Here is a 13099-nt window from a genome sequence, read left to right on the forward strand (position 1 = left end):
GGGATTTTATTTTGCACACAATATCGCAATGTAATTGTTTTTATATGATTAAGAACCGTATTTAAAGTGTTTTTTTCTGTTTGAAAAAAGAATTTCATTAGACAAATGCGAGCTTTCTCTATACAATAGAAAAGAAGTTTATTAGTGAACGGAGGAATTATTAATGGGAATAGGACAAGTACATGTAATGGATCATCCATTGATCCAACACAAGTTAACAATTATTCGTGATAAAGCAACGGGGACAAAGGTTTTCAGGGAAGTTGCTGATGAGATTGCAATGTTGATGGCGTATGAAATTACACGTGATTTAGAGTTAGAAGATACAATGGTGGAAACGCCAGTTGTAACTGCAAAAGCAAAAACATTATCAGGTAAAAAATTAGGTGTTGTTCCAATTTTACGTGCAGGACTTGGTATGGTTGAAGGTGTTGTGAATATGATTCCAGCAGCTAAAGTAGGTCACATTGGTATGTATCGTGACGAAACAACGTTTGAGCCGGTAGAATACTTTATTAAAATGCCGTCAGATATTAGCGAACGTACATTGATTGTTGTTGATCCAATGTTAGCTACAGGTGGATCTGCTATCTTAGCAATGGATGCATTGAAAAAACGTGGTGCAACTAATATTAAATTTATGTGTATGGTTGCGGCTCCTGAAGGTGTTAAAGCTTTACAAGAAAAACATCCAGATGTAGATATTTATATCGCTGCATTAGATGAAGGTCTAAATGAAGATGGATACATCGTACCTGGTTTGGGCGATGCTGGCGATCGTCTTTTCGGAACGAAATAATATGGTGAATCCGGTGAAAAAACTCAAGGTCATGCCGATTTTCGGAACGCGTCCAGAAGCTATTAAAATGGCGCCCGTTATTGCAGCACTAAAGCGCTTTTCGGATATTGAAACGGTTGTAACAGTAACAGCACAACATCGTCAAATGCTCGATCAAGTACTGGAGATTTTTGATATTCACCCCACACACGATTTAGACATCATGCAAGATAAACAGACATTAAGTGGTATCACAAGTCGAGCATTACTCGGATTAGAAGAAGTTATCGCTGCTGAAAAACCAGATATTATTTTGGTTCATGGTGATACGACAACTACTTTTTCGGCTTCGCTTGCCGCTTTTTATCAACAAGTTAAGGTGGGTCATGTCGAAGCAGGGTTACGTACGTACCAAAAGTACTCGCCTTTCCCAGAAGAAGTGAATCGCCAAATGACGTCTGTTTTGACAGATATTCATTTTGCACCAACGCAACAAGCACACGATAATCTCATTAGTGAAAATATTCCGGCTGATAACGTTTATATTACGGGTAATACTGTGATTGATGCTTTGGAAACGACAGTTACCGAAGAGTATCATCATCCTGTATTGACGGAGTTAAACGGTGCGCCTTATATTTTGTTGACCACACATCGTCGCGAAAATTTAGGTGAACCAATGCAACGTATTTTCCGAGCGGTACAGGGAATTTTAACAGCACGTGAGGATGTGCATATTGTTTTTCCAATTCATCTTAACCCAGTGATTCGTCAAATGGCGGAAGAGATATTGGGCGATAATAAACGTGTACATTTGATTAAACCACTAGACGTATTTGATTTCCATAATCTTGCTTATCGCTCGAAATTGATTATGACAGATTCGGGTGGTGTTCAAGAAGAAGCGCCAAGTTTAGATGTCCCTGTTCTGGTGTTACGTGATACAACAGAGCGTCCAGAAGGCATTGAAGCAGGCACTTTGAAATTAGTAGGTACTGATGAAGCTTTAATTTTATCTGAAGCACTGCATTTGCTGAATGATGAAGAAGCGTATTCAAAAATGGCGACGATTCAAAATCCTTATGGTGATGGGAAAGCTTCGGAACGTATCGTAGAAATTATACGTTATGAATTTGGACAGCAATCCGAAAAACCACAAGCATTTTTATAAAAATAAAGGATGGTAAGCTACTTGTTAGCTACCATCCTTTTGTTTAAGGTTAAACTGTTTTTTGATATGCTGAAATGTCAAGCGTAGCAAGGGTCCGTTAAAATATGCAATTGTTACCATTAAGTTAAACTTTGTGAATAGTATTGTTTTGTAGGTTGATTTTATGCTAGGATTACAGCAATGAATGCTTTAAAAATGTTCTTTGAAATCCGAAATAAGGGTAAAAGCGAACACTTTTTGAACATTTTGTGAACACTTGCAATTGTGCCGAAAATGTGTCCAAGTGTAATATTGACAACGCTTGCTGGTTGTTGTAAGGTGTTATTATGGGAATTGTAACGCTTTCAATGGATTGCAAAGGGCAGGGTATTTGATATTGTACGTGTCTGATGTTGGCTTTTGAAGCTAACAAAAGACATAATGACACTATATTTTCCGCATGCTTGTTCTCGTGATTTTTCTCAGGTAACAGGCATTTTTTGTGCGTTCATAAAAAATAATAATGTTTCATTGAGAAGAAATAAAGAGACAATTTACATGATGGCTAATAACTAAGAGGGGGTGAGAGAGAGCATGGAACATGAACAACCCATTATTTATATTGGTGGCCTAGGTTTTAACTTAGCAAATATATTGCCAATGGCTGCAACGTTTTTAATTGTATTGTTGCTGGCAATCATTTGTACGCGTAACCTTAAAATCAAACCGACTGGAAAACAAAACTTTATTGAGTGGATTATGGATTTTGTGAAAAATATCATTAAAAGCAATATGGATTGGAAAACAGGCGGTCGTTTTCATGTATTAGGAATAACACTCTTAATGTATGTGTTCGTTGCCAACATGTTAGGACTGTTTATCACAGTAACAATTGATGGCACACAGTGGTGGAAATCACCAACTGCGGATCCATTAATCACATTAACCTTAGCGGTAATGGTGGTAGGTCTAACACATCTATATGGTGTGAAACAACGTGGTTTAGGTGGTTATCTTAAAGGTACTTATGCGACACCGTATGCATTCTTGTTACCATTCAAACTGGTGGAAGAATTTTCGAATACCTTAACGTTAGGTTTACGTTTATACGGTAATATTTACGCGGGTGAGGTATTGCTTACTTTAATCGCGACTCAGTTATCACATATGAACACAGGGGTTTACATTTTATCGTTCATCCCATCTGTCGTATGGCAAGGATTCTCGGTCTTTATCGGGTCAATTCAAGCCTTTATATTCACAATGTTAACCATGGTTTATATGGCACATAAAGTGAACGACGATCACTAGTTTTAAACAGTAAGTGAACACAATGAATAAAAAAAATTAGCAACATACAAATGAGGAGGAAATTTATTATGGGTTTAGGTGTAATTGCAGCTGCAATAGCAGTAGGTTTAGGTGCTTTAGGAGCAGGTATTGGTAATGGTTTAATCGTTTCAAGAACAGTTGAGGGTATTGCTAGACAACCAGAGGCACGTGGTGCTTTACAAACAGTTATGTTCATCGGTATCGCAATGGTAGAAGCTATTCCAATCATCGCTGTCGTTATTGCTTTCATGGTTCTTAACAAATAATTAGAGTATACACTTTTATATTTGAAATTAATTAGTAATTGAAAGGAGTGGACTGCTCGTGTTAGGAACACAATTTACCATTGGTGCGGCAAAAGGCGTGATGTGGGGAGATGCAATCTTCCTAATCATAAGTTTCGTACTCTTACTTATTTTGATTCGAATCTTTGCTTGGAAACCGTTAATGGATATGATGAAAAAACGTGAAGAACATATCGCTGCCGAAATCGACAATGCTGAAAACGCACGTGTTGAATCAGCAGCTATACTTGAAGAACAACGTCAAGCGTTAAAAGCGGCACGTGTTGAAGCGCATGAATTAATTGATAGTGCAAAACATCAAGGCGTTTTAGAACGTGAAAAAATTGTTGCTGCTGCAAAAGAAGAAGCAACACGCTTATACAACGAGGCGAAAGCTGACATCAATAGCGAACGAGAAAAAGCTGTTGCGGAAGTACGTGGACAAGTTGCCAATCTTTCAGTCTTAATTGCGTCTAAAGTAATTGAGAAAAACCTGAATGAAGCGGATCAAAGCGAACTCGTAGCAAGTTATATTGATGGGTTAGGAGATACTAAATGAGTGTAAACATTGGGATTGCTAACCGTTACAGTATGGCACTTTTGGAAGTTGCAAAAGAAAGAGACAACGTTCAAGAGTTAACTGCTGAAGTAACAGCAGTCAAGGATATTCTTGGTCAAAATCCTGAATTCATCTCTTTTTTATCTTCACCAGCAGTGTCAATGAAAACAAAAAAAGAAGCCGTTAAGGCAGCTTTTGAATCAGCGGATGACGTTGTGTCAAACCTGATCTATGTATTGATTGATAACAAGCGTGCAGGACTTTTGCTAACAATTATCGACCATTATATTTCGAGCGTCAACGCTTACTTAAACGTAGGCGAGGCAGACGTTTATTCTGTTGTGGAATTATCTGAAGCAGAAGAAGCGAAACTTGCTGACGCATTTGCGAAATTTACTAACAATAAACAAATGATCTTGCGTAAGCACATTGATGCTTCACTAATCGGCGGCGTTAAAGTTGTTATGGGTAGTGTGGTTTATGATGGAAGTTTACGTTCTAAATTAAATGGTTTAGCACATCAAATTAAGATGTCATAATAGCCGTGAGAGGTGAGACTAAATGAGCATTAATGCTGAAGAAATTAGCACGATAATTAAGAAACAAATTTCGAATTATCAAGCAGACATGAACGTAACAGAAGTGGGTACAGTTACTTATATCGGTGATGGTATTGCACGTGCACATGGTCTTGATAATGCAATGGCCGGAGAGTTACTTGAGTTCTCTAACGGAACAATGGGTATGGCTCAAAACTTAGATGAAAATGATGTTGGTATCATCATTCTTGGACCTTACACTGATATTGCTGAAGGTGACGAAGTTCGTCGTACGGGTCGTATCATGGAAGTGCCAGTTGGAGAAGAATTGCTTGGCCGTGTTGTGAATCCATTAGGTATTCCAATTGATGGTTTAGGCGAAATCAAAACAACTAAAACACGTCCTGTAGAATTCCAAGCACCTGGTGTTATGGATCGTAAAAGTGTTTTCGAACCTTTCCAAACAGGAATTAAAGCGATTGATGCTCTTGTTCCAATCGGTCGTGGTCAACGTGAGTTAATCATCGGTGACCGTCAAACAGGTAAAACTTCTTTAGCAATCGATGCTATCATTAACCAAAAAGGTCAAGATATGATCTGTGTTTATGTTGCAATCGGTCAAAAAGAATCAACTGTTCGTGGTGTTGTTGAAACATTGCGTAAACATGGTGCGCTTGAGTACACAATAATTGTATCAGCAAGTGCTTCTTTACCTGCTCCATTATTGTATTTAGCACCTTATTCTGGTGTTGCTATGGGTGAAGAATTTATGTACAACGGTAAGCATGTCCTTGCAGTTTATGATGATTTATCTAAACAAGCAGCTGCATATCGTGAACTTTCACTCTTGCTTAAACGTCCGCCAGGTCGTGAAGCATACCCAGGTGATGTTTTCTACTTACACTCGCGTTTATTAGAACGTGCAGCTAAGTTGAATGATGCATTAGGTGGCGGTTCTTTAACTGCGTTACCGTTCGTTGAAACACAAGCTGGAGATATCTCTGCTTACATTCCAACAAACGTTATCTCAATTACAGATGGTCAAATTTTCCTTGAGTCTAACTACTTCAACGCAGGTATTCGTCCAGCGATTAACGCCGGTCTTTCAGTATCACGTGTTGGTGGGGCTGCTCAAATCAAAGCAATGAAAAAAGTAGCGGGTAACCTTCGTCTTGACTTAGCTTCATATCGTGAGCTTGAAGCCTTTGCACAATTCGGTTCAGATTTAGATGAGCAAACACAATCTAAATTAGAGCGTGGTAAACGTACAGTTGAATTGCTGAAACAAGGATTGAACCAACCGTTAGGCGTTGAGAAACAAGTTGTGAGTCTTTACTCATTAACACGCGGTTTCTTAGATGACGTTCCTGTTAAAGACATCAACCGTTTTGAAGGTGAATTAATCGCATTTATTACGAATAATCACCAAGGTCTCTTCGATACAATTATCGAAACTAAAGGCTTACCAAACGAAGATGAATTAAAAGCAGCAATTACAGAATTTAAAGCAACATTTATTGCATCCGAAGTCTAGAAACTGGAAGCAGCAAACATGAAAAGGTGGTGAAATGTTTTGGCTTCTTTACTTACGATCAAACAACGTATTTCTTCTACTAAGAAGACAAGTCAAATAACGAGTGCCATGAAGATGGTCTCGGCATCTAAACTTGGTAAAGCTGAACGTAACGCCCGCAATTACGAGCCTTATGCAGATAAGATTCGTAACATTGTGGCGCATCTTGCGTCAAACAATTCAGCAAGCGATCCGATGCTTGAAAACCGCCCAGTTCATCGAGTAGGTTATATTGTTTTAACCGCTGACAGTGGATTGGCAGGTGCTTATAGTAGCAACGTTATTAAAACGGCTGTTAAATTGATTAAAGAAAGACATAACAATAATGCTGATGAGTACGAAATTATCGCGTTAGGAAATATGGGACATCATTTCTTTAGCAAAAACGACTATAATGTAGCGTTGCAAATTACCGGTATTTCGGATCACCCAAGCTTTAATGAAATTCAAAATATTGCGAATGATACAATTCAGTTATTTGTAGAAGGTCGAATTGATGAGTTACACATGATTTACAATCATCACGTTAACCCAATCACGCATGAACAACGCACTGTTCAACTATTGCCAGTGGCAGCAGTTGAAGGGGCTGAAACCTCAGGGTTGAGTTCATACGAATTCGAGCCTTCAGAAGAAGCTGTGTTAGAATCTATTCTTCCACAATATATTGAAAGCTTAATCTTTGGCTCTATTTTAGACGCTAAAGCAGCAGAACATGCTGCACGTATGACTGCGATGTCAAGTGCGACTGATAATGCAAATGAAGTTATCGGTGACCTTACATTACAATATAACCGTGCGCGTCAAGCTGCAATCACGCAAGAAATTACTGAAATCGTCGGCGGAGCTGCCGCGTTAGAATAATGATTGAATTGAAACAAGGAGGAGAAAACATGACTGTAGGACATGTAACTCAGGTAATGGGACCAGTAGTAGACGTTCGTTTCCCTGAAGGTAACTTACCTAAGATTAATAGCGCACTTCGCGTAAAAAGTGAAACGACTACGATTACACTTGAAGTAGCCATTCAACTTGGCGATAACGCCGTACGTACAATTGCAATGTCATCAACTGATGGTTTGCAACGTAACGCAGAAGTTGTGGATTCTGGTTCACCGATTACGGTACCAGTTGGTGAAATCACTTTAGGTCGTGTCTTCAACGTTTTAGGAGAAAACATCGATTTAGAGGCACCAGTGCCAGCGGATGCAAAACGTTTACCGATTCACCGTGAAGCACCTAAATTTGAGGATTTATCAACTCAAACTGAAATTCTTGAAACAGGTATTAAAGTTGTCGATTTATTAGCACCTTACGTTAAAGGTGGTAAAATTGGTTTGTTTGGTGGAGCCGGTGTTGGTAAAACCGTACTTATTCAAGAGTTAATTAACAACATTGCACAAGAACACGGTGGTATTTCAGTATTCGCCGGTGTTGGTGAGCGTACTCGTGAAGGGAACGATTTATTCTTTGAAATGACTGATTCAGGCGTTATCGCTAAGACTGCAATGGTCTTTGGTCAAATGAATGAACCACCTGGTGCGCGTATGCGTGTTGCTTTAACTGGTTTAACAATTGCGGAATATTTCCGTGATGAAGAAGGCCAAGATGTTCTTTTATTCATCGATAACATCTTCCGCTTTACTCAAGCTGGTTCTGAAGTATCTGCCCTTTTAGGTCGTATGCCTTCAGCAGTTGGTTACCAACCAACATTAGCAACTGAAATGGGACGTTTACAAGAGCGTATCACTTCAACTAAAAAAGGTTCTGTTACATCGATTCAAGCAATTTACGTGCCAGCGGATGATTATACTGACCCTGCTCCGGCAACAACATTTGCCCATCTTGATGCAACAACCAACTTAGAGCGTAAATTAACTGAGCAAGGTATTTACCCTGCGGTTGATCCTTTAGCATCTTCTTCTCGTGCATTAAGCCCAGAAGTTGTTGGTGAAGAGCATTATGAAGTTGCGACTCAAGTTCAACAAGTATTACAACGTTATAAAGAATTACAAGATATTATCGCAATCTTAGGTATGGATGAAATTTCTGATGAAGAAAAACTAATCGTTAACCGTGCGCGTCGTATCCAGTTCTTCTTATCACAAAACTTCCATGTTGCTGAACAGTTTACAGGTCAAAAAGGTTCATACGTACCTGTAGCTGATACAATCAGTGGCTTTAAAGAAATCTTAGCTGGTAAATATGATCACTTACCTGAAGATGCATTCCGTCTTCTTGGTGGGATTGATGATGTTATCGCGAAAGCGAAAGAAATGGGTGTTGAGGTTTAAGACCTCAATAACAGCCTCATTTTAAGGAGGAAAACGTATGGCTACTTTACAAGTGTCGATTGTTACTCCTGATGGTCCAGTTTTTAATGGTGAAGCAACAATGGTTAGCGCTGTAACTAAAAGTGGAGAACTTGGTATTTTACCAGGTCATATCCCGTTAGTTTCTCCAGTTGATATCGATATCGTTCGCATTAAAGATGCAGAAGGTAAAGAACACTGGATTGCGGTCAATGGTGGTTTTTTAGAAACCGACGGCAAAGAAGTTAACATTTTAGCTGAGTCGAGTGAAGCTGACGAGGACATTGAGTTATCACGTGCGGAGCGTGCGAAACAACGCGCTGAAGAACGTCTAACACATACACAATCGAATCAAGAAGAAATGTTAAGAACACAATTGGCATTGCGTCGTGCGATTAATCGAATTAACGCCGCGTCGCATCGTTAATTAAAAAAACTGAAGGGCTTTTGCCTTTCAGTTTTTTTTGCATACAATTGTATAAAATCGCCAGATAATGAGCACCTTTAAACAGAGGGCTGTTGAAAATTTCACGTGTCATTTTATGCTATTTTACGATATTATTGAAAAAACCGTTATTTTTTCATAAAAATAAGCACCAATGAAGATTCGTTCATGTTATAAAGTGGAGAACCATAAGGTTTTGAGATAGTTAATGTGATTGAAATAATAATTCTGTCAAACAGTTATGTATTTTTGTAAATAGATTGGAATTTTTGCTATAATAAAGGTTGTATAGAAGGAGGTTTTGCAAAAAGTGAATGTTGTCACGGATTCAGCAATTTTGACATTGGTATCACATTTAGTATTTATGGGGATTGCATTCTTCTCGTTGCAAGCGCTAGATTTAGAAAAGATGATTCGCAAAAATAAAGTAGTGCAAGCACGTCTGTTATACATTCTTCTTGCTGTTGCTTTAGGTTATGGCGTTAGTTCATTTTTCTTGTCTTATCTTTTAGCTGCACAAAATTTACCATCCTTTTAAGTGATTTACAATTGCAAAAGACTTAAATCTTTGAAATCAAGGAACGAAGTATGGAAAAAAAGTGCACATCGTGATAGTATTAAGAAGTTAGAAAAAACATACAAAATGAAATTTTAGCATAAATAATACAAAAATAATACAGAAATATAATCTAAATGGTTAGTTAGCGGAGGGATTTTAAATTGGAAAAAATTATCGTTAGTGGGGGAAAAAGACTTGAAGGTTCTGTTCATATTGAAGGAGCCAAAAATGCAGTATTGCCAATTATTGCAGCGACTTTATTAGCAGAAGAAAATCAAGTGACATTACATAACGTACCTAAGTTATCAGATGTTTATATGATTAATGAATTATTGCGTTACTTACAAGCTGATGTTGTGTTTGAAGGGGATAAAGTAACCGTTGATGCAACACGTACAATCGGATCGGAAGCACCGTTTGAATATGTAAGCCAAATGCGCGCTTCAATGGTAGTAATGGGACCGATGTTAGCACGTACTGGTCGTGCACGTGTAGCGTTACCAGGAGGCTGTGCCATTGGTTCGCGTCCCGTTGATTTACACTTGAAAGGTTTTGAAGCAATGGGTGCTGTTGTTAAAATCGAAGATGGTTATATGGAAGCAGCAGCAGAAAAATTAACTGGTGCAAACATTTACTTAGATTTTCCAAGTGTAGGTGCAACGCAAAATATTATGATGGCAGCAACATTAGCTGAAGGTACAACTACTTTAGAAAACGTTGCACGCGAACCTGAAATTGTTGACTTAGCAAACTTTTTAAATAAAATGGGTGCAAAAGTTATCGGTGCAGGAACAGAAACGATTCGTATTGAAGGCGTAAAAAAATTACATGGTGCGGAGCATTCAATTATTGCCGATCGTATTGAAGCGGGCACATTTATGATTGCTGCAGCAATTACAGAAGGTAATATTTTCATTGATAACGCAGTGCCTGAGCATGCTGTTGCACTTATTGCGAAATTGCGTGAAATGGGCGTTGAAGTAATTAGTGAAAACGAAGGTCTTCGTGTGATTGGACCAAAAAAATTGAAACCTGTAGATGTTAAAACAATGCCACACCCAGGTTTTCCAACGGATATGCAATCACAAATGATGGTTGCGCAAATTTGTGCGGATGGAACTTCAATGATGACAGAAACAGTTTTTGAAAATCGTTTTATGCATGTTGAAGAAATGCGTCGCATGAATGCAGATATGAAAATTGAAGGCCGTACAGTTATTATGAATGGTCGCAAACCACTTCAAGGTGCAGAAGTTTCAGCAACTGACTTACGTGCAGCAGCAGCCTTAATTTTAACAGGTCTTGTATCTGATGGTTATACTCGTGTTACTCATCTGGAATATTTAGATCGTGGTTATACAGATTTCCATCTTAAATTACGCGATTTAGGAGCAACAATTCATCGCTTTGATGATGAAGCAATGACTGAAGAAGAAGCAATTTCACAACTTCAAACGGTTTAATCGAGGTTTTTGTGAGAATGAAATAAGTGAAAGAGTCTGATACTGTGTAAAACAGTATCAGACTTTTTAAGATATACGTCGGCATTCGACAGTAACTATGATATAATGATGTGATTGTAATTATAGAAAACAGTGAATATTAGGAGGAAATATAAAGATGGCAAAAGATATTGGAATCGACTTGGGGACCGCCAACGTTTTGATTTTTGTAAAAGGTAAAGGCATTGTCCTTAATGAACCCTCAGTTGTTGCATTAGATACAGCGACAAATAAAGTGTTAGCAGTTGGAGAAGAAGCCTATCAAATGGTTGGACGTACACCGGGAAGTATCGTAGCAATTCGTCCGATGCGTGATGGTGTTATCGCTGATTTTGATATTACTCAAGCGATGTTACAGTATTTCATTAACAAGTTAAAAGTTAAGAGTATGTTCTCACGCCCACGTATTTTAATTTGCTGTCCAACGAACATTACAAGTGTTGAACAAAAGGCGATTCGTCAAGCAGCAGAATCAACAGGTAGTCGTAATGTATTTATCGAAGAAGAGCCAAAAGTAGCAGCTGTTGGTGTTGGAATGAACATATTTGAACCAAGCGGCAATATGGTAATCGATATCGGTGGAGGTACAACAGATGTTGCAGTACTTTCAATGGGTGGTATTGTAACAAGTGAGTCATTAAAAATGGCAGGTAACACACTTGATAACGACATTCTTAATCATGTAAAACGTGAACATAATTTATTAATCGGTGAACGTACAGCTGAAGCCATTAAAATTACTATTGGTACAGCAACTCCGACTGATACTGAAGAAACAATGGATATTCGTGGACGTGATTTATTAACAGGTTTACCACGTACATTAACAATCAATGAAACTGAGATTCGTGAAGCAATGCGTGAATCAGTTTACGCTATTGTAGATACAGCTAAAACAGTCTTAGAGAATACTCCGCCAGAACTTTCTGCAGATATTATTGATCGTGGTGTTGTTGTAACAGGTGGTGGGGCTTTGTTAAGAGGCCTTGATAAATTACTTTCTGATGAATTGAAAGTACCAGTTGCAGTAGCTGATTCACCATTAGATGCAGTTGCAATGGGAACAGGCGTATTATTAGATCATTTAGTTAACCAAAAATAATGAGGAGGTAGTTCATAATGATGACAAGTAATGAAATTAAACAAGCGTTACCACATCGTTACCCTTTTCTATTAGTCGATCGTGTTATTGAAGTAGAAGCTGGGAAACAAGCACGTGCGTATAAAAACGTTTCGCATAACGATCCCTTTTTCGAAGGTCATTTCCCGCAATTCCCAGTGATGCCAGGTGTTCTTATTTTAGAAGCATTGGCACAAACAGCAGGATTAGCAATGGCGAATAAAGAAGAGACTAACAAAATTGGATTGTTTGCAGGTGTTGATAAATGCCGCTTTAAAAAACAAGTTGTACCAGGTGATCAGTTGCATTTAGCAGCTGAAATCACACGACAAAAAGGTGCGATTGCAAAAGCACACGTTATTGCGACAGTTGATGGTGAAATCGCGTGTGAAGCAGACATAATGTTTGCAATGGCTGAAGTGTAATAAAAGTACCTTCAACCTTTTAAAAACACTTATAAATTGGAATCTATCAAACATCCACTACTCGTTAGACTAGAAATTTTAGTTGATGTAGGCTGATTACCGAAAGAAAGCTAAGCTCGTTTTACTTTATCCAAATTGGAATGGATTAAAAATATAGCGCATTAGTCTAGAAATCTTAAATGTGGGTCGACTGATCCATGTCGACTTTACCATTTAGATTTCAGGTCTCGTTATATTATTGAATCCCGTTATGAAATTTTGATAAAGTTGGCTTAGTTTTTGGAGGAATGCCTACTAAAGCAATTAAATTTCAGGTCTAGTAGTGGTTTTTTTATAGGTGTATGAAATTTTAAGTTTTTTTGGTTGAAGTACTAGAGACGATAAAAGTGAAACACCCTATTCATTCTTCAAGAAATTGAAAAAACTAAAAAACATTCGTTAGACTAGAAATTTTAGTTAGGATAGACTGGTCCATGTCTATTTAAAACTTAAATTTCAGGTCTAATGTTTTTTATTTGTTC

General features: G+C 38.1%; 14 protein-coding genes. All 14 read left to right on the top strand.

Annotated elements, in window-relative coordinates; genetic code table 11:
* Nucleotides 1-169 precede the first annotated feature (169 nt).
* The 14 genes from upp to fabZ all read left to right on the top strand — a co-directional run bounded on the left by upp (nt 170) and on the right by fabZ (nt 12578).
* Complete coding sequence (upp, locus tag IKV95_RS04200) at nt 170-799, top strand: uracil phosphoribosyltransferase (protein WP_029090883.1); 630 nt, start codon at nt 170-172, stop codon at nt 797-799.
* A 1-nt stretch (nt 800) separates the two neighbouring features.
* On the top strand, nt 801-1949 hold the full coding sequence (wecB, locus tag IKV95_RS04205; RefSeq protein WP_069125928.1) for a non-hydrolyzing UDP-N-acetylglucosamine 2-epimerase: 1149 nt from the start codon (nt 801-803) through the stop codon (nt 1947-1949).
* A 573-nt stretch (nt 1950-2522) separates the two neighbouring features.
* Nucleotides 2523-3239 (top strand): F0F1 ATP synthase subunit A, encoded by a 717-nt coding sequence (atpB, locus tag IKV95_RS04210; RefSeq protein WP_029090881.1) that lies wholly within the window; start codon nt 2523-2525, stop codon nt 3237-3239.
* A 68-nt stretch (nt 3240-3307) separates the two neighbouring features.
* Entirely contained in the window at nt 3308-3526 is a 219-nt protein-coding gene (gene atpE, locus IKV95_RS04215) for a F0F1 ATP synthase subunit C (RefSeq protein ID WP_029090880.1), read from the top strand.
* Nucleotides 3527-3626: 100 nt separating this feature from the next.
* Nucleotides 3627-4103 carry a F0F1 ATP synthase subunit B gene (gene atpF, locus IKV95_RS04220; RefSeq protein ID WP_051457466.1) on the top strand — a complete coding sequence of 159 codons (477 nt, stop codon included), beginning with the start codon at nt 3627-3629 and terminating at the stop codon, nt 4101-4103.
* On the top strand, nt 4100-4642 hold the full coding sequence (locus IKV95_RS04225; protein ID WP_029090878.1) for a F0F1 ATP synthase subunit delta: 543 nt from the start codon (nt 4100-4102) through the stop codon (nt 4640-4642). Before atpF ends, IKV95_RS04225 begins: the two co-directional genes overlap by 4 nt.
* A 22-nt stretch (nt 4643-4664) precedes the next feature.
* Nucleotides 4665-6176, top strand: a complete 1512-nt coding sequence (gene atpA, locus IKV95_RS04230) for a F0F1 ATP synthase subunit alpha (RefSeq protein ID WP_029090877.1) — start codon at nt 4665-4667, stop codon at nt 6174-6176.
* Nucleotides 6177-6215: 39 nt separating this feature from the next.
* Nucleotides 6216-7079, top strand: coding sequence for an ATP synthase F1 subunit gamma (gene atpG / locus IKV95_RS04235; protein ID WP_029090876.1), 864 nt, complete (start codon nt 6216-6218; stop codon nt 7077-7079).
* A 29-nt stretch (nt 7080-7108) separates the two neighbouring features.
* Nucleotides 7109-8509: a F0F1 ATP synthase subunit beta gene (atpD, locus tag IKV95_RS04240; protein ID WP_029090875.1), complete on the top strand. Its 1401-nt coding sequence runs from the start codon at nt 7109-7111 to the stop codon at nt 8507-8509.
* Nucleotides 8510-8546: 37 nt separating this feature from the next.
* Entirely contained in the window at nt 8547-8954 is a 408-nt protein-coding gene (locus IKV95_RS04245; RefSeq protein WP_029090874.1) for a F0F1 ATP synthase subunit epsilon, read from the top strand.
* 328 nt (nt 8955-9282) lie between these two features.
* Nucleotides 9283-9510, top strand: a complete 228-nt coding sequence (locus IKV95_RS04250) for a DUF1146 family protein (RefSeq protein WP_036026856.1) — start codon at nt 9283-9285, stop codon at nt 9508-9510.
* Between the two features lie 182 nt (nt 9511-9692).
* Nucleotides 9693-10994: a UDP-N-acetylglucosamine 1-carboxyvinyltransferase gene (gene murA / locus IKV95_RS04255; RefSeq protein ID WP_029090872.1), complete on the top strand. Its 1302-nt coding sequence runs from the start codon at nt 9693-9695 to the stop codon at nt 10992-10994.
* A gap of 157 nt (nt 10995-11151) precedes the next feature.
* On the top strand, nt 11152-12135 hold the full coding sequence (mreB, locus tag IKV95_RS04260; RefSeq protein ID WP_036026854.1) for a rod shape-determining protein: 984 nt from the start codon (nt 11152-11154) through the stop codon (nt 12133-12135).
* A 17-nt stretch (nt 12136-12152) separates the two neighbouring features.
* Nucleotides 12153-12578: a 3-hydroxyacyl-ACP dehydratase FabZ gene (gene fabZ / locus IKV95_RS04265; RefSeq protein WP_029090870.1), complete on the top strand. Its 426-nt coding sequence runs from the start codon at nt 12153-12155 to the stop codon at nt 12576-12578.
* Nucleotides 12579-13099 lie beyond the last annotated feature (521 nt).

The sequence above is a fragment of the Brochothrix sp. genome, assembly GCF_017549435.1.
In the GTDB taxonomy this organism is placed as follows: Bacteria; Bacillota; Bacilli; order Lactobacillales; family Listeriaceae; genus Brochothrix; species Brochothrix thermosphacta.